The organism is Ruegeria sp. CE6 (assembly GCF_056537485.1).
This window is the reverse complement of the sequence record NZ_JBQFRR010000001.1, coordinates 1-16,212: the sequence shown is the minus strand read 5'-3', so window position 1 is coordinate 16,212 and position 16,212 is coordinate 1. Positions and strand designations below refer to the sequence as shown.

At 56.6% G+C, this 16,212-nt stretch carries 15 protein-coding genes, 1 tRNA gene and 1 pseudogene; 11 read left to right on the top strand and 6 right to left on the bottom strand.

What is annotated here, in order from left to right:
• Positions 1-1,126 precede the first annotated feature (1,126 nt).
• Positions 1,127-1,200 (bottom strand) — tRNA-Cys (locus ACR0DK_RS00085).
• Positions 1,201-1,425: 225 nt separating this feature from the next.
• On the opposite strand from ACR0DK_RS00085, the gene ACR0DK_RS00080 reads away from it, so the two are divergent.
• The 3 genes from ACR0DK_RS00080 (at position 1,426) to ACR0DK_RS00070 (ending at position 4,404) form a co-directional block, all read left to right on the top strand.
• Positions 1,426-2,079, top strand: a complete 654-nt coding sequence (locus ACR0DK_RS00080) for a protein-L-isoaspartate O-methyltransferase family protein (protein ID WP_170401191.1) — start codon at positions 1,426-1,428, stop codon at positions 2,077-2,079.
• A gap of 95 nt (positions 2,080-2,174) precedes the next feature.
• Positions 2,175-3,593 (top strand): TolC family outer membrane protein, encoded by a 1,419-nt coding sequence (locus ACR0DK_RS00075; protein ID WP_170391809.1) that lies wholly within the window; start codon positions 2,175-2,177, stop codon positions 3,591-3,593.
• Between the two features lie 73 nt (positions 3,594-3,666).
• The gene (locus tag ACR0DK_RS00070; RefSeq protein ID WP_170391807.1) at positions 3,667-4,404 is read left to right on the top strand and encodes a hypothetical protein; all 738 of its coding nucleotides are present in this window, start codon (positions 3,667-3,669) and stop codon (positions 4,402-4,404) included.
• Positions 4,405-4,407: 3 nt separating this feature from the next.
• On the opposite strand, the gene ACR0DK_RS00065 is transcribed toward ACR0DK_RS00070, so the two are convergent.
• Positions 4,408-5,865: a cobyric acid synthase gene (locus ACR0DK_RS00065; RefSeq protein WP_170625349.1), complete on the bottom strand. Its 1,458-nt coding sequence runs from the start codon at positions 5,863-5,865 to the stop codon at positions 4,408-4,410.
• Positions 5,866-5,925: 60 nt separating this feature from the next.
• Between ACR0DK_RS00065 and ACR0DK_RS00060 the strand changes: the two genes are divergently transcribed.
• Positions 5,926-6,495 carry a cobalamin biosynthesis protein CobQ gene (locus tag ACR0DK_RS00060; protein ID WP_480591694.1) on the top strand — a complete coding sequence of 190 codons (570 nt, stop codon included), beginning with the start codon at positions 5,926-5,928 and terminating at the stop codon, positions 6,493-6,495.
• 73 nt (positions 6,496-6,568) lie between these two features.
• On the opposite strand, the gene ACR0DK_RS00055 is transcribed toward ACR0DK_RS00060, so the two are convergent.
• Positions 6,569-6,889 (bottom strand): DUF6280 family protein, encoded by a 321-nt coding sequence (locus tag ACR0DK_RS00055; RefSeq protein WP_008757056.1) that lies wholly within the window; start codon positions 6,887-6,889, stop codon positions 6,569-6,571.
• Between the two features lie 219 nt (positions 6,890-7,108).
• Between ACR0DK_RS00055 and efp the strand changes: the two genes are divergently transcribed.
• Positions 7,109-7,672, top strand: coding sequence for an elongation factor P (efp, locus tag ACR0DK_RS00050; RefSeq protein WP_170391801.1), 564 nt, complete (start codon positions 7,109-7,111; stop codon positions 7,670-7,672).
• A gap of 44 nt (positions 7,673-7,716) precedes the next feature.
• On the opposite strand, the gene ACR0DK_RS00045 is transcribed toward efp, so the two are convergent.
• The gene (locus ACR0DK_RS00045; protein WP_170594898.1) at positions 7,717-8,652 is read right to left on the bottom strand and encodes an ABC transporter transmembrane domain-containing protein; all 936 of its coding nucleotides are present in this window, start codon (positions 8,650-8,652) and stop codon (positions 7,717-7,719) included.
• Positions 8,653-8,758: 106 nt separating this feature from the next.
• Entirely contained in the window at positions 8,759-9,496 is a 738-nt protein-coding gene (gene ygfZ / locus ACR0DK_RS00040; protein WP_223116732.1) for a CAF17-like 4Fe-4S cluster assembly/insertion protein YgfZ, read from the bottom strand.
• 73 nt (positions 9,497-9,569) lie between these two features.
• Here ygfZ and ACR0DK_RS00035 point away from each other — a divergent pair, with 73 nt between their 5' ends.
• On the top strand, positions 9,570-10,244 hold the full coding sequence (locus ACR0DK_RS00035) for a TIGR04283 family arsenosugar biosynthesis glycosyltransferase (RefSeq protein WP_480734449.1): 675 nt from the start codon (positions 9,570-9,572) through the stop codon (positions 10,242-10,244).
• Between the two features lie 844 nt (positions 10,245-11,088).
• Here the strand turns inward: ACR0DK_RS00035 and ACR0DK_RS00030 are convergent.
• The gene (locus ACR0DK_RS00030) at positions 11,089-11,952 is read right to left on the bottom strand and encodes a MurR/RpiR family transcriptional regulator (RefSeq protein ID WP_480734448.1); all 864 of its coding nucleotides are present in this window, start codon (positions 11,950-11,952) and stop codon (positions 11,089-11,091) included.
• A 128-nt stretch (positions 11,953-12,080) separates the two neighbouring features.
• On the opposite strand from ACR0DK_RS00030, the gene ACR0DK_RS00025 reads away from it, so the two are divergent.
• The 5 genes and pseudogenes from ACR0DK_RS00025 to ACR0DK_RS00005 all read left to right on the top strand — a co-directional run.
• Positions 12,081-12,872 (top strand): N-formylglutamate amidohydrolase, encoded by a 792-nt coding sequence (locus tag ACR0DK_RS00025; protein ID WP_480734447.1) that lies wholly within the window; start codon positions 12,081-12,083, stop codon positions 12,870-12,872.
• Positions 12,869-13,453, top strand: coding sequence for a TRAP transporter small permease subunit (locus tag ACR0DK_RS00020; RefSeq protein ID WP_170420973.1), 585 nt, complete (start codon positions 12,869-12,871; stop codon positions 13,451-13,453). The genes ACR0DK_RS00025 and ACR0DK_RS00020 overlap by 4 nt, the downstream gene beginning before the upstream one ends.
• Complete coding sequence (locus tag ACR0DK_RS00015; RefSeq protein ID WP_170391787.1) at positions 13,450-14,769, top strand: TRAP transporter large permease; 1,320 nt, start codon at positions 13,450-13,452, stop codon at positions 14,767-14,769. The genes ACR0DK_RS00020 and ACR0DK_RS00015 overlap by 4 nt, the downstream gene beginning before the upstream one ends.
• A 51-nt stretch (positions 14,770-14,820) precedes the next feature.
• Positions 14,821-15,855, top strand: a complete 1,035-nt coding sequence (locus ACR0DK_RS00010; protein ID WP_170391784.1) for a TRAP transporter substrate-binding protein — start codon at positions 14,821-14,823, stop codon at positions 15,853-15,855.
• Positions 15,856-15,945: 90 nt separating this feature from the next.
• Positions 15,946-16,212, top strand: a pseudogene (locus ACR0DK_RS00005) (glutamine synthetase); the annotation flags it as partial.

Here is a 16,212-nt window from a genome sequence, read left to right as displayed (position 1 = left end):
TTAGACGTATAACCAATGCGCAAACGGCCAAGGCCTTTGTTGCAGTTTCCCGTTTGGTGTCCTCTGAATTGTGAGGAGCACCACCTTACTGCAAGTCAATTGCAGGGAGTCCGACGCCGCGTTAACCTAGTTCCGGGCAGCAATAAACTCCTCCAGCCTCCAGCGTCGGAGCTATCGACCAAGCGCCGAAAAGTTGCAGCAAGTTCCCCCTCCTAGCACTTTCCTGCGCAACCCAGAAAATCCCACCAAGGCCTAGATGGTGGTTGGGAGTTTCGCCCTCATTCTGGCGCCGAGGGACGGGGTGAATCGTTCAAAACACGCCCATTCCTCCTCCGATATCAATCCTCGTGTTGAGGCGGAGACCATCGCAGATACCAACTCGAAACACTTACGATGCGGAATGTGGATCCCGTGATTAGCGCTGCTTAGGCCTGGTGCCAGTGTAATTGAATTGGGTGAGGACGCTGCCTGTAATGTCGTTGGTTGCGATAACAAACTGCATGATGTTCATCTGGCTCAAAGCTGCGTGTGCTCAAAAAGCCGCGGCCACATTTCAACTAAAGATCAGTCGCAACCGATCTTCGAGTCTTCAGTTGGCTCCATCAAGATGCGCGCCTGAAGCACGAAATTATGTTTAATCGCTCAAGGAGTTGGTAGAATTTCGGTTTTGTTCAATGAAATGAACCTGACATTTTGCGAGTGTGGGGTGGCTGAGAAGGTTCGATCTGACGAGATGTGCGACAGTAAAATGACCTGCCCGTGTAAAGCGGCTTCGGGCTGAAACCGGTCGGTTTTGGTTGAAGTCGAATGTTGGCTCTCTTGGAAGCGCGCAAGCCGATGCTGGGTTATGATTTCGGGTCGGAATTCCAAGACTTCTGGATCTAGTTATTCCTGATTGTTCGCGCAATGACCGCGCTAATGCTGAGATAGTGCTCCGTCTTCACATGCTTCAACTATTTGAAATAAATAATCTACATAGACGACCATATACTCTACTAACGCCGTGTTAAGTGTTAGAATTCGAGACAAGTAGCTCTGTTGCACTTTGGTTGGGTGGGTAGGTGGCAAATTTGAGTGGCCCCCTTTTCAAAAAGTTTATTAAAAACAATGGTTTGAATATGAATCTTGGAGGCGAGTACCGGAATCGAACCGGTGTACACGGATTTGCAATCCGCTGCGTCACCACTCCGCCAACTCGCCTTTTTAAGCAATATCAATAACTTGCCGTGGTGTGGGGGGCGTTCTATCAGCTTTCAGGATGAACGTCCATAGCCTTGAGGGCGATTATTTCTGTCTTGTTTGGAAATTTGACAATACCCCAATGGTACGTTTTTGCCGCGCCCGGAAATGCAATCTGGCCCGTTGCTGCAGGCAGGCGGATGTGGCAAAAGCCAGATAACAGTCTGATGAGGAATGAGCGATCACATGACAGATTTCGCAGCCCGGCGCCTTACGATGGTTGATACTCAGGTCAGGCCCTCGGATGTGACCAAGTTCCCTATCATTGATGCGATGCTGAGCGTTGCGCGCGAAAATTTCGTGCCGGATGCGCAACGTGAGGCAGCATATGTTGGTGATCTGGTCGAGTTGGGTGATGGACGTTGTCTGCTTGAACCCAGGACGTTGGCTAAGATGTTGGACGCAGTCAACATTTCCAATGATGAAGTGGTGCTGGATATCGCGCCGGGGCTGGGTTACTCAACCGCAATTGCCGCGCGAATGGCAGAGTTGGTTGTGGCAGTGGAATCCGACCCGGCATTGGCGGCTGAAGCTCAGACGCTTCTGATGGAAGCTGATGTAGACAACGCCATTGTTCATGAAGGACCGCTTGAACAAGGCGCGGTTGAGCATGGACCCTACGATGTGATCATGATTCAGGGTGGGGTCGAGCAGCTTTCAGACACTTTGCTGGATCAACTCAAGGATGGGGGCCGGATCATTTGCCTGTTCATGGAGGGTGATCTTGGCACGGTTCGTATGGGGCTCAAGTCCTCAGGCCGTGTCTCGTGGCGATTTGCATTCAATGCTAGCGCACCGATTTTGCCCGCATTTTGCGCTGAGTGTGCATTTTCGCTATAGTTGGCAATAGAAGTATTTTGATGCCTTGATTACTTGAAAACACCGGCGCAAACTGCGCTGGTGGTTGCGTAATTTCGATTTGAGAGGACTTAGTTATGCGCGGGACGACGACAGGAAAGCTGGTCAAAGGCCTGACTTTGGCTGCTGGTGTTGCATTAAGTGTGATGCCCGGAAGGTCGGTTTGGGCAGATAATCTGACCGATGCATTCATCGGCGCGTATAACACCAGCGGCCTGCTTGAGCAGAACCGTGCCTTGTTACGCGCAGCGGATGAAGATGTCGCCATTGCGCTCTCAGCGCTGCGTCCGATCATCAACTGGACCGTGCGGGTGAGCCGGGATTACACGCGCACCAATACGAGCAGCTTGATCACGACGCGCGAACCCTCGAGCTTTTTTTCCGGTCTCACGCTGAGCCAGTTGATCTATGACGGTGGCGCTTCCATCCTTGGCAAGCAATCGGCGCAGGAAACTGTGCTATCCACCCGTCAGTCTCTTATTGATATTGAACAACAAATCCTGATCAGAGCCGCGAACGCCTATCTGGGTGTTCTGCTGCAGGAAGAGACGGTTGCGATCCGCCAGAACAACGTGGAAGTGTCGGCGGAAGAACTGCGCGCATCGCAGGATCGCTTTGAAGTAGGTGAGGTTACACGTACAGACGTTGCCCTGTCCGAGGCACAATTGGCCAGCTCTCAGGCTGATTTGGCGGTCGCACGTGGTAACCTGAGCATTGCTCAGGCTGAATACGTAAACGCCGTTGGCAAGACACCTGGGCGGACGGCTGGCCAGCCAAGGCTGCCCAACCTGCCGCGTTCAGAGGCGGATGCGGTGAATTTGGCTCAGCGTAACCACCCTGCGATTCTTTCCGCACAGCATCAGGTGCGTGCGCTGGACCTGATCGTGCAGCAGCAGCGTGCAAATCTGGGTCCGAATGTCAGCTTGAATGCGGATGCGGGCATTACCGAGAGCTACGACAATGACGATTACATCAACGATGCGACGATCTCACTGAACTTCAATCAGCCGATCTATTCCGGTGGCGGTCTGGCGGCAGCGGTGCGTCGTGCGATGGCAACTCGTGATGCGTCGCGTGCCAACCTTCTGAACGTTCAGAAAGACATCACACAAGGTGTTGCCGATCGCTATGCTGCGTTTCAGGCGGCAACTGCAAGCCTGCGGGCGTCAACAGAACGGGTTCGTGCTTCGCAGGTGGCGTTTGACGGTATTCGTGAAGAAGCAACGTTGGGTGCACGGACGACCTTGGACGTCCTGAATGCCCAGCAGGATTTGCTGGACGCGCAATTGGCCGAGGTAGCATCCCGGACCGAGCGGTCGCGGGCCGCATATGAACTGCTGCAAGCCCAGGGGCTGTTGACGGCAGAGCGTTTGGGCCTTGCAGTGCAGATCTATGATCCGACCCTGTATTACAACCTCGTGAAAAAGGCGCCGTCGCAGGTCAGTAAGCAAAGCCGCGATCTGGATCGAGTGCTCAAGGCATTGCGCCGCGACTAAAGGGCATCGCTACCTGTTGTGGCGCTGGCTCAGATTGGCTACAATCGGGCCTAGGTTAGAGCGGTAGAAAATAATGTCAGATCGTGTTGTAAGCGCCAATATTCAGGACGTTCTTTCGTCGGTTAAGCGAATGGTCGACGAGGACGCGCATGACGAATCAGAATTCATCTTTGTTCCGACGGCCCCGGCTGCCAAGCCGGGCCGGTTAGTTTTAACGGATGCGCTGCGCGTCAGCAATGAACCGCTGATCGCCAAGAAGGCCGCGCCCTTGAAACTGATGCCCCAGCACAGCGCGGGTGACAGTACCCCAAAGCAGGCCGCAAATGCGCCAAGCAACCCTGCCGAACCGATGCGGCTGCAACCCAGCGATATTGTGCGCGCTGGTGATGTCGACGCCAAGGCAGACGCACCAAAGCGCGACCTAGCGGGAAGCCTCAGCGCCAAGATTGAAGCTTTGGAAGCTGCTATCGCGCGCACCGAGGATCAGTGGGAGCCTGATGGCGAGAGCGATGACGACTACTCTGGCACCAAGACGCAGGCTGTTGAATGGCCGGCAGACAGAGCTTTTGCGCAGTCTCAGGCGGCTGAACCAAAATCCGAAGCCACATTTATTCGCGACCCGGAGGTGGTGGAAGATATGGCACAGAAGCCGACCGATGTGACAATCGGAGAAGAGGAATTGCGCGAACTCGTCGCCCAGATCGTCCGGGAAGAGCTGCAGGGCGCGCTGGGCGAACGGATCACGAAAAACCTGCGCAAGATGGTTCGGCGTGAGATCACGCGGGCGATCGCCGCAGCGGATGTTGACTGAGGTCTAAATGGTGCGTGGCGTCTGCGCCATCGCGAGAAGCAGATCCAGATCCATATGCTGTTCCAGATGGTCGGCAAGGTCGTCCAGCACTTGTTCGACGCCGTCTTCGTAAGCTGTTTCCGATGTCACGCCCAGCTCTGCCAGATAGCTGGCGCGAAACGTGTCCGAGGTGAAAATCCCATGCAGATAGCTGCCGCGTATGCGCCCATTGGCGCTGGCGGCACCTTCCGGGCGACCTTCGATCTGCAGCCAGGCCCGAGCGCAATCCGGGCCATCAGTACGGCCCATGTGGATCTCATATCCGCTGACGGGTTCATGACCGGGCAGGGCGGTTGCTGAGCGCAGGATAACCTGCTTTTCTCCGGCCATTGTCGTGCTGACATCCAGCAATCCCAGCCCTTCGACCTGACCGGGGCGTCCATCGACGCCATCGGGGTCCGAGATGGTTTTGCCCAGCATCTGATAACCCCCGCACAGGCCCAGAACATGACCCCCGCGGCGGACATGGGCATAAAGGTCGATATCCCAACCCTGCGCCCGGAAATAGGCCAGATCGCCGATTGTAGACTTACTGCCCGGCAACAGCACCAGATCGGCATCTCCGGGCAGGGGACGGCCTGCTGGGATGATCTCGACCGTAACGCCCGGTTCGGCGGAAAGCGGGTCGAGATCGTCGAAATTGGCCATCCGCTCAAGCTGAGGCACAGCGATCTTGCATGCCCCTCCGGTATGAGAGCGGATGTCCATCATGTCTTCTGCCGGCAGCTTCCATGCATCATGGAACCAGGGCACCACGCCCATACAGGGCCAGCCGGTCCGGGATGCGATATCGTCGCGCCCTTCATCGAACAGGGAGACATCGCCCTTGAAGCGGTTGATGGCAAAACCCCGGATCATCGCAAGGTCCCCGGCCTCCAAGACGGCTTGCGTCCCCACGATCTGAGCGATCACGCCACCCCGATGAATGTCGCCCACCAGAACCACCGGAACCTGTGCGGCACAAGCAAATCCCATATTGGCGATGTCACCCTTGCGCAGGTTAGTTTCTGCCGGACTACCCGCGCCTTCGATCAACACCAGATCAGCGTCGCTGCAAAGCCTTTCAAAGCTTTCCAGAGCCGCACCCAGCAGCTTAGACTTGTCCTTGCGATAATCGCCCGCCTTCATTGTACCTGCGCGCTGGCCCTGAAGAATGATCTGCGCGCCGGTATCAGTTTCGGGTTTGAGCAGGATTGGGTTCATATCCGTATGCGTCGGTCGTTTGGCCGCCCGCGCCTGCAGGGCTTGCGCGCGCCCGATTTCGCCGCCGTTTTCCGTAACAGCGGCGTTGTTCGACATGTTCTGCGGCTTGAACGGAGCCACGCGCAACCCGCGTCGCGTATAGGCGCGGGCCAACCCGGCCACCAAAACCGATTTGCCGACATTGCTGCCGGTGCCTTGAATCATGATGGACCGCGCCATGGCCTGTCTCCTATGCTCGGGCGCAGATGACCTGATTTAAGGCCAAAGGAAAAGCCCCATATGAATACGCCTGCGCATCTTTTGATCGGTGCTGCTGTTTTTGCGCGCCCGGCCCGGGGCGCGACGCTATGGGCAGCTCTGTTTGGGTCCTTGTTGCCGGATTTGTCGCTATACCTGATGGCCGGCGTTTCGCTGCACATTCTGAACATCCCGGCACAGGTGGTGTTTGATCAGCTTTACTTTTCACCCGCGTGGCAAACCGTATTCGCCATCGATAACTCGTTCATTTTGTGGGGAGTGGCACTTGCACTCGGGCTGTGGCGCCGCTGGCACCTGGTGACTATTGGCGCATCCGCAGGGATACTTCATTTGGTGATGGATTTCTTATTGCACGCAGGCGATGGCCGACCACAGTTCTGGCCGATCAGTTCATGGGTCTTTCACAGTCCGATCAGCTATTGGGACAGCACACATCATGCGGCTTGGATCGCGCCGATCTCAGTGACGATTTGCATTGCCGCCTACGTGGTGCTTTGGCAGCGCGGTCTGTCGGTTTCGGCAAAACTGTTCTTTGCGCTGTTACTGGCGGCCGAGCTTTGGGTGGCGTGGCAATGGATCATGTATTTTTGATCTGACCAATCAGCCCAAAGAAAAACGCGCCCCGATGTCAGGGCGCGTTTTTTCAATCGGATGCGAGTGTCAATCAGGCCGCTTCGGCCTGCTGAGCCGCATTCCGGCGCTCGCTTTCTTCGCGGGACAGCGCGACAGACGTCCGTACGCCGCGACCAACAAATTCCATCAGCCCGCCAACAACCCGCTCATTGGGGTCGATGCCGGCGCACGATAGTACTTCGCGCCCATCGCGCGAACGCGCCCAACGGGCAATTTGTTCCGGTCCGTTGCCATACTTCTTGTCGTCGGCGATGGCATCATCCAGAGCAGCCAGTACAACGGCTGCGAAAAGTTTGCGTGCACGATTGCCTTGTTCGTTGTTAAAGGCAGTGCCGTCAACGAAATCTCTCATCTCGTCTTTCCTGTTTTTCTTGCTCTTGCAATTTTCGGCGTGACGGTCCTTATGACCTATTACATGCGATTCGGATACACCTAAAATGCATAGTTGCGTTGCGTCATTTGCATGGCTCGCTGCAGGTGCAGCACTAGGTTTCGTTGTCTTGTCAGGTGTGGTCACGCCAGATATAGGGACGAGAACTGACGCATCAACCGTTTGTGAAGGATTTAAGTCATGCCCAAGATAAATGGGAACGAAATTCGCCCCGGCAATGTGCTTGAGCATAATGACGGACTGTGGGCGGCGGTCAAAGTGGATCACGTAAAGCCCGGCAAAGGCGGAGCTTTTGCCCAGGTCGAGCTGCGCAACCTGCGCAATGGCTCAAAGCTGAACGAACGCTTCCGTTCGGCCGACAAAGTCGAACGCGTGCGCCTTGAGCAGAAGGATCAGCAGTTCCTGTACGAATCCGATGGCATGCTGGTGTTCATGGATTCCGAGACCTACGAGCAGATCGAACTACCTTCGGAACTGCTGGGTGAGCGCCGCCCGTTTCTGCAGGACGGCATGACTATCGTTGTGGAGTTTTACGAAAGCGAGGCGCTGAACGCCACGCTGCCCCAAAAAGTGACCTGCAAGATCGTCGAGACCGAGCCGGTTGTGAAGGGTCAGACTGCGGCGAACTCGTTTAAGCCAGCGGTTCTGGACAATGGCGTCAAGGTCATGGTGCCGCCTTTTATCGGGCAGGATGAGATGATCGTAGTGAATACCGAGACCATGGAGTATTCCGAGCGCGCGTAAGCGGACGATAGTTCGGTGCAAAAGGGTCGCTCTGCGGCCCTTTTTTAGGTCCGAATGCGATAGCGCTCGGGATGATCTCCAAACAGCTCCAGCATCAGTTCGTACTTGATGCGATTGGCGCTGACCTGTCGGTAGAATGCGATCAAGAAAGCGGTCGGGCCTTGAATGCGTCCGAGACCGCTTATCGCGGCCACGACGGTGCCGACATCGGTTTTACCCTGCAACACCAGCCAGCCGCCCAGCATCAGAATCCCAACAGTCCCTGCGCCATTGATGATACTCAGCAGGAACTTGGCCGAGAGTTTCCAGATGAACATCTTGCGGCGGGTCTCGAATATCTCGTCGAACTGTTTCTCAATCGCTCGCGATGCCGCCTCGATATCCTCGTGCGTCAAGCGGTCGGTCGCGCTGCGCAGGATTCGAACACGCTCGGCCACGAAGATGTTCACTTTTCGCTGAGAGGCCAGAACGATAATGATCTGCGGAACGATCATGGAAAGTGCGATCAAGCCCAGCCCCGGTTGGGTGGAAGAGATGTAGCCGATTACGCTGATCAATGTGCCGATTTGCACCACAGGATCGGAAAACGCACCGCCTGCGAACTTGCCCAGCTCTTCCGCCTCAGCAGATACGGCCGTTGTCATCGTGCCCGAACGAAGGTCTTGCCCCTCTTCGCTGAGATCGATTGATCGGGCAAGCAACCGTCCCCGGATCAGTCGGATGATGTCCTCGCCCAGCGTTCCAGAGCGATACCCGAGCACCCATTTCAACGTAAGGCTCAACAGGATGACGCCCATCATCCCGGCGCCCAGCAACAGCAGGCGATCCACTTCGATGCTATCAGATGTCAGGTGATTGACGATGTCGCGCTGGAACTCAAGCGGAGCAGCCGCCAGCGCAGCCACCGCCAATGACAGCAGAATAAGGATGATTTGCCGTCCGGCGCTGACACGCCATATCGCGGTATAGAGGCGAAACATGCACGTATCCCGTTAGGCCAATTGCAGTCAGTGATACCGCGCGGCCCGGCCGCGTCAAATACGCAAACAGTTTCAAAAGAATGGGCGTGCCGGTTCAGCAACAAAATCAACCTGGCAGTTTTAGCGTCGCGCCACCTGCCTGCATCTCGTCCCCCGCGCGATCCAGCCGAAGGTATGCGATCGCCTTTCCGCCAGACTGTGTAAACAACACCCCGGCGGGTTTACCACTGGAGTGAATCTCGGTCCCGACCGGAGCGGTGCCCGCGATCTCGACAACGCGCAGACCTTTGCGCAACTCAGTCTTGTGCTTCATGCGCGCGGTGACCTCTTGTCCGACATAGCAGCCCTTCTTGAAGTCCAAGCCATTCAGCGCCTCGAACCCGGACTCAAGAATATAGCTGTCTGGCGTCAGTTCGATGCTGGTTTCGGGGATACAGTGACGGACGCGGATAGCATCCCAGTCCGTACCGTCATCACCTTCCGGAGCGGTAGAATAAGCGCGCCATCCCAGATCAGGATGCCGCGGGTCGGGTAGGGCGCCTTCGGGCGCGGGGCCGGTGCCGCGTTGTACGTTCAGGTCGGTCTGGTCGATGGTCACATCTGCACGCAGCTTGTACATCGTCAGTCGTTTGGCAAGCCCGTCGGCCAGCACTTCGGTCACATCCAGCAGCACCGACTCACCGTCTCGTTTGAGAAAGAAGTCAGCCAGGTACTTGCCCTGCGGGGTCAGAAGGGCGGCGTAGACCAGCCCGTCGTCCAGCCGCTGCACGTCATTTGTGATCAGCCCCTGCAGAAAGCTATCAGTATCGTTGCCGGTCAGGCGCAGAATGCGGCGATTGGACATGGGTTGATCCTCGTCAATTCGTCTGGCTTCGTGATATAGGAAATCGCGCTGCCATGACCAGAGGGTTTCAGACGTGTCCGCCCCGATCAGCATTGTGATTCCGACCCTTAACGCGGGGCATTCCCTGCCGGGAACGCTGCAGGCTTTGATGGAAGGGCTTCATTCAGGCCTGATCCGAGAGTTAATCGTGACCGATGGCGGCTCAGAGGATCCAACACTTGAGATGGCGGATGAAGCCGGAGCCATGATCGTAACAGGCCCGGCGTCAAGGGGAGGGCAGTTGCAAAGGGGGTGTGCCAAAGCATCTGGCGACTGGCTGCTAATCCTGCATGCCGACACCGAGTTGCAGTCAGGCTGGAGCGCCATCGTGGCAGAGCATCTGCGTTCGCACAGACCAGCAGCCTTCCGATTGCGGTTTCGCGTCAGTGGGATTGGTGCCCGCTGGGTTGCCGGTTGGGCCAACCTGCGTAGCAGAGTGTTTGGTTTGCCCTACGGCGATCAGGGGCTGTTGGTACGCCGCAGGGATTATGACTCTGTCGGAGGATTCCCAGATCAGCCACTGATGGAAGATGTCGCCTTGATCCGCGTGTTGCCGCGCCCGGTGCTGTTGAAAGCGGACGCGGTTACGAGTGCGGAACGCTATATCCGTCAGGGTTGGTTTCGGCGGGGCGCGCGGAACCTTTGGACTCTGGCGCGGTACTTTCTGGGGGCTGATCCGCATCTGCTGGCGCAGTCGTATCGGCGTTGAAGGCGGTGCGCAGTTCAACGATGGATTTGCCCAGACGGAACGGTGCAGCAAAGCTTACCAGACATAGGGCAATGATCTGCAGTACCAAAATATGCGCATTCGCCTGCAGATATTCCCATTCATCCTTGAGCTTGCCGACCTGTTCGATCAGATCGTCATAGCTTTGGGCCAGGATCAGATAATCACCGGCAATCGCAGGCACCTTGCGCCGCATGTTGTCAATTGCGGTTTGTGTATCATCGTCCAGAGATGTGAAGACAAGAAATTGATCGATGCTGAAGGCATCCGCTTTCGCGGCCATCTCGCGGGCCTCATCCATGTTATCACTCGACGTGCGGCCGAATAGAAAATGCAGGCCTTGAAGCGGGGCTACTTCGTTCGTAACCGCGATGAACAACGGTAAATCGGCATTGCTTGCGGTTGAGGCGGACAGAAACTCTACCTTTTCGCACAAAACAGCTGTATCCGGGTCGTAAGCGGGGTCACAGAACCTCAGCCGAAACCGCGCGGCATCACGGTCGAATGCAAGCGTGGCGGCATAAGCAACGTCGATCTGCCGGTCCAGCCGCGAACTGTCCGAGGTGTAAAGCCCGGCCAACACGGCGACCAGCGCACCGATCCCACCCAATACGACCCAGACCAGATCCGCCAGTTTCCACGCCCGATGCCCTGCAGGTTTGCGGAACAGAAATCCTGTGCCAAACAGGCCGATCATAAAGGCCAGTATCAGCAGAGGTAGTTGGTTTTCAGCGATGAATGTCATACGCCGGAGTGTACGGTCTGCGCAGCATCTGACAACAGGGCTCACGCGCAGTTGTACCTTATGAAACGTCGCTAGCTGACGTCAGGACCCCGAGCTTTGGCCGAACTTGCGAAACAGCTTCGTCCGGTCAAAGGCCTGCTCTAACTCGTCCGTGCGCTGCTTGACACTGTCCCAGAGACGTTCCTGCATTTCGGCAATGGCGCATTCCAATAGCACCATTAGCGAAGTCATGGAATCCCAGGCCGAAGGCGCTGCGATCCTTACCGCAAAGGTGTGTTTCGCCAGCCGGTGGATGGGGGATCGCCATTGATCCGTCAGCAGGACAACCTCGGCCCCGCGTTCATGGCAAAGCTGCCCGATCAACAAAGTAGTGTTCTCATAACGCCGCACATCCAAGGCCACCAGCACGTCGCCTTCGCGCACTTCGAGCAGATCGTGAGTCCACGACGCTGCGTCTGACAGCAGCTTCACATCAGGACGGATCATCTGCAGGTGGAGGTAGAGATATTGCGCCAGGGTCCCGGTTATGCGTCCGCCGGTGATGAAAACACGCCGTTTGGGATCGCAAAGCATACGGCAGAAACTGTCAAACTCATCCGGGTCGACCTCATCAATCGAACGCCGCTGGTTCTCAAGCGCTTGGCGGGAGTAGCGGTTGAGAATGTGTTCTTCAGGTAAGTCATTCTGCCAGACATCCCGTTTGGCGACGGGCCCCGAGATCATCTCTTTCACTTCGCTGCGTATCGCGGACTGAAACTGCGGATAGCCATCAAAGCCGGTTTTCTGAAGCATCCGCGCAACCGTGGCGGTGGAAACCGAGGCGATACTGGCCAGCTCGGTAATGCTGCCAAGCCCTGCCATGGGGTAATCATCCAGCAGCACGTTGACCAACTGCCGCTCGGTCGGTGTCATCATTTCGCGATGCGCAAGGAGCCTTTCTGTCACTCGCACGGAATACTCCTTTCCCTTTCTACCCATGTTTATGTGGAAAATTTGACAATGCAATCTGACTTGGGGAATTTTATACAGGAAATTTATTGACAGGTTAAGAACCTCTGTGGAATTTTTTCCAAATGGAATCACGTAGCGCCACTCTCACCTCTGCTCAGCCTGATTTCGGTCCCGTCGTTCACATCGACGACGCGCCGGAAGAGCCTTCGGTTGTGGTGGTGTGCGAACACGCCTCGCATCGTATCCCGGACGGACTGGGGGACATGGGGCTAAGTGCCGAGGCACTGCGCAGCCATATCGCGTGGGACCCGGGCGCGCTGCCGGTTGCACAGGCACTGGCCCAGCAGTTGAACGGCGTGCTGGTGCATGGCGGGGTGTCGAGGCTGGTTTATGACTGCAACCGCCCTCCCGAAGCCCCCGATGCTATGCCGGAATGCAGTGAAGACACACCGATCCCGGCGAACCTTGAACTGAGCGCCAATGCGCGTCAGCAGCGGATTGAAGGCGTATACGTGCCGTTTTGCCAAGGGCTAGAGGATGTTCTGATCCGTCATCACCGCACGCTAAAACTCATGGTGACGGTTCATAGTTTCACGCCGATATACCGCGGAACACCGCGCGATGTTGAGCTTGGTTTGCTGCATGGCCAGGACGCCCGCTTTGCCAAGGCGATGTTGGCCAGCGCCGCGCACGAGCTGCCCCTGGTTACTCGATTGAACGAACCCTATTCGGCGGCAGACGGGGTGGCGCACACTTTGGATCTTCACGCAGCGCCCAACGGATTGTTGAACGTCATGATCGAGATCCGGAATGATCTGATTCAGACAGCCGAGCAGCAGCGGGTCATGGCCGATTGTCTGGCCCCGTGGATCAATCGTACCATTGCTCCGTTCCGTAGCGGGGTGGGCGAATGATCAAGGCAATGTCAGCATATGTGCGTGTAGTCGATGCGGTGAACTACCGGATCGGGCGGGTCATGATGTGGGGCCTGTTCGTGATGATGGGTATCCTGCTGTGGTCCTCGATCTCGAAGACCTTCTTTCTGCCTTCGCTCTGGACGCTAGAAATGGCGCAGTTTGCGATGGTGACTTATTACATCATGGGGGGGCCGTATTCGATCCAACTGGGTTCGAACGTGCGGATGGATCTGTTTTACCATAATTGGAGCCATCGCCGGAAAGCCTGGTTCGATGCCTTCACGGTGCTGCTGCTGATCCTTTATCTGGGTGTACTGTTCTACGGTGGGCTTGGATCCACGGCGTACAGCCTGGGCTATTGGGGTGATGAGCCTGTCGCCTATTTCACAGGCCTTCTGACCGGCAGCGAAGAGGTCGGACGGCTTGAACGATCCTCCACCGCGTGGCGGCCATACATCTGGCCGGTCAAGGCGATCATGGTCTTCGGCTTCTTCCTGATGCTGCTGCAGGCGATATCAGAATTTTTCAAAGACATTGCGCGGATCAACGGGCAAGAGATCGGGGCAGCGCGGGCATGAGCCAGGAATTTATCGCAATCTTCATGTTCGCTTCGATGATGCTGATGCTGTTCACCGGGCAGCGCGTCTTTGGTGCCATTGGTGCCGTCGCAGCCATTGCGGCACTGGCGCTCTGGGGGACAGGCGGGCAGGACATTCCGTTTTCGGCGGCGATGAAGCTGATGAAATGGTACCCGCTGCTGACCCTGCCGATGTTCATCTTCATGGGCTATGTCCTGAGCGAAAGTCGTCTGGCCGATGACCTCTATCGCATGTTCCACGTCTGGATGGGGCCGGTGAACGGTGGGCTTGCCATCGGCACCATCGGTCTGATGGTGCTGGTCTCGGCCATGAACGGGCTCAGCGTGGCAGGTATGGCCATCGGGGCGACGATTGCGCTGCCTGAACTGCTGCGGCGCGGATACGACAAGACCATGGTGACGGGGGTCATTCAGGCCGGGTCGAGCTTGGGCATTCTTGTGCCGCCCTCGGTAGTTCTGGTGCTTTATGCCATGATCGCGCGGCAACCCGTCGGTCAACTTTGGCTGGCAGGCATTGTGCCGGGGCTGCTGATGGCGTCTTTGTTCATCCTCTACATCTGGATTCGTTGCCGGCTTCAGCCGCATCTGGGACCAGCGATGGAAGACGCGCACGAGGTCCCAAGGTCCGAGAAACTCCGTCTGCTCTGGGCCGGGGCACTGCCATTGATGATTTTCGCTGCGATGATGCTGCCGTTCGTGAATGGTTGGACCTCATTGGTAGAAAGTTCGGCCATCGGAGCGTTGGCGGCGCTTGTGGCGTCAGTCCTCAAACGTCGGATGACGTGGAAGATTTTCGAGGATTGTACCAAGCAAACATTGGCCATCTCGTGCATGTTCATGTGGATCATCCTTGCGGCGCTGGGCTTCGGCGCGGTGTTTGACGGGCTGGGCGCGGTCAAGGCCATCGAGAACCTGTTCACCGAGCAGTTGGGGCTGTCACCGTGGCTGATCCTGATCCTGATGCAGCTCAGCTTTATCATCATGGGCACGTTCCTGGACGATACCGCAATGCTCGTCATCGTGGCGCCGCTCTATGTGCCGCTCGTGGGGGCGCTTGGTTTCGATCTGATCTGGTACGGTGTACTTTACACCATCACCACCCAGATCGCGTATATGACGCCGCCTTTCGGCTACAACCTGTTCCTGATGCGCGCAATGGCTCCACCAGAAATCAGCCTGCGGGACATTTACCGCTCAATCGTGCCCTTTGTCGGGGTGATGATCCTGGCGCTCGCAATAATCATGATATTCCCCGAGATCGCCTTGTGGCTGCCCGGGTATGTTTACGGAAATTAACCAGAAGGCCCGACACACGGGCACCCAAACTTAAACGGAGAGGAAATTGACATGACGACAAGACGTAAGTTTCTGAAAACTGCGGGGGTAGGGGTTGCGGCGGCACCTTTGGCAACGCCTGCACTGGCGCAAAGCACGATCACATGGCGGATGCAGACCTATGCCGGTCCTGCACTGGCCGAGCATGTGATCGACCCGGCTATCAAGATGTTCAACCAGATCGCCGGTGACCGTATGCAGATCGAGCTGTTTTACGCCGATCAACTGGTCCCGACCGGAGAGCTGTTCCGCGCTATGCAGAAGGGAACCATCGACGCGGTTCAATCGGATGATGACTCGATGGCCTCGCCCACCGAAGTCACTGTTTTCGGCGGCTACTTCCCGTTCGCTTCGCGCTATTCGCTGGACGTACCGGTGCTGTTCAACCAGTGGGGCTTGAACGAAATCTGGGACGAAGAGTATTCCAAGGTTGGCGTTAAACACATCAGCGCCGGCGCGTGGGATCCGTGTCACTTTGCGACCAAGGATCCGATCAATTCGCTGGAGGATATGAAGGGCAAACGCATCTTCACCTTCCCGACAGCAGGCCGGTTCCTCAGCCAGTTTGGCGTTGTTCCCGTCACGCTGCCGTGGGAAGACATCGAAGTTGCAGTTCAAACCGGCGAGTTGGACGGTATTGCCTGGTCGGGCATCACCGAAGACTACACCGTGGGTTGGGCGGATGTGACTAACTACTTCCTAACCAACAACATTTCGGGGGCCTGGGCCGGCCACTTCTTTGCCAATATGGATCGCTGGAACGAGCTGCCGGAAGATCTGCAAACTCTGTTCAAGGTCTGCTGTGACCAGTCGCACTACTACCGCCAGTGGTGGTATTGGGGCGGCGAGGCCAACCTGCGGGTTAACGGTACCAAGATGCAATTGACGACCATCCCGGATGAAGAGTGGGCGACGGTTGAAGAAGCTGCTGTTAAGTTCTGGGACGAAATTGCTGCGGAATCCGAGACCAAGGCAAAGGTCGTGGATATCTTCAAGCGCTACAACGCTGAAATGCTCAAGGCCGGGCGGCCCTATCGTTACGGATAAAACACTGGACCGGCCCGTTCTTTCGCGGGCCGGTCGTTACAGGGACAAAGAATTTTCGTCGAAAATTCTCGCATATCACAGAGGTATTGCATGCTGACATTTGAGCATTTGAAGGCTGAGGTTTCGTCTGGCGAGATTGATACGGTATTGGTTTGTCTGGTTGACATGCAGGGCCGTTTGATGGGGAAGCGGTTTCATGCGGGTCATTTTGTTGCGGGAGCGTGGGAAGAGACGCATTGCTGCAATTATCTGCTGGCGACGGATCTCGAGATGGGGACGCCGGATGGGTATGCGTCGACCAGTTGGGAGCGGGGCTATGGCGATTATGTGATGAAGCCGGATCTGAGCACGCTGCGC

Excerpts from the sequence above, each read along its gene's own strand:
- ACR0DK_RS00015 (WP_170391787.1), top strand. The coding sequence starts at position 13,450 with ATGAGCCAGGAATTTATCGCAATCTTCATGTTCGCTTCGATGATGCTG.
- ACR0DK_RS00065 (WP_170625349.1), bottom strand. The coding sequence starts at position 5,865 with ATGGCGCGGTCCATCATGATTCAAGGCACCGGCAGCAATGTCGGCAAA.
- ACR0DK_RS00010 (WP_170391784.1), top strand. The coding sequence starts at position 14,821 with ATGACGACAAGACGTAAGTTTCTGAAAACTGCGGGGGTAGGGGTTGCG.
- efp (WP_170391801.1), top strand. The coding sequence starts at position 7,109 with ATGCCCAAGATAAATGGGAACGAAATTCGCCCCGGCAATGTGCTTGAG.
- ACR0DK_RS00020 (WP_170420973.1), top strand. The coding sequence starts at position 12,869 with ATGATCAAGGCAATGTCAGCATATGTGCGTGTAGTCGATGCGGTGAAC.
- ACR0DK_RS00025 (WP_480734447.1), top strand. The coding sequence starts at position 12,081 with ATGGAATCACGTAGCGCCACTCTCACCTCTGCTCAGCCTGATTTCGGT.
- ACR0DK_RS00060 (WP_480591694.1), top strand. The coding sequence starts at position 5,926 with ATGAATACGCCTGCGCATCTTTTGATCGGTGCTGCTGTTTTTGCGCGC.
- ACR0DK_RS00055 (WP_008757056.1), bottom strand. The coding sequence starts at position 6,889 with ATGAGAGATTTCGTTGACGGCACTGCCTTTAACAACGAACAAGGCAAT.
- ACR0DK_RS00075 (WP_170391809.1), top strand. The coding sequence starts at position 2,175 with ATGCGCGGGACGACGACAGGAAAGCTGGTCAAAGGCCTGACTTTGGCT.
- ygfZ (WP_223116732.1), bottom strand. The coding sequence starts at position 9,496 with ATGTCCAATCGCCGCATTCTGCGCCTGACCGGCAACGATACTGATAGC.
- ACR0DK_RS00070 (WP_170391807.1), top strand. The coding sequence starts at position 3,667 with ATGTCAGATCGTGTTGTAAGCGCCAATATTCAGGACGTTCTTTCGTCG.
- ACR0DK_RS00045 (WP_170594898.1), bottom strand. The coding sequence starts at position 8,652 with ATGTTTCGCCTCTATACCGCGATATGGCGTGTCAGCGCCGGACGGCAA.
- ACR0DK_RS00080 (WP_170401191.1), top strand. The coding sequence starts at position 1,426 with ATGACAGATTTCGCAGCCCGGCGCCTTACGATGGTTGATACTCAGGTC.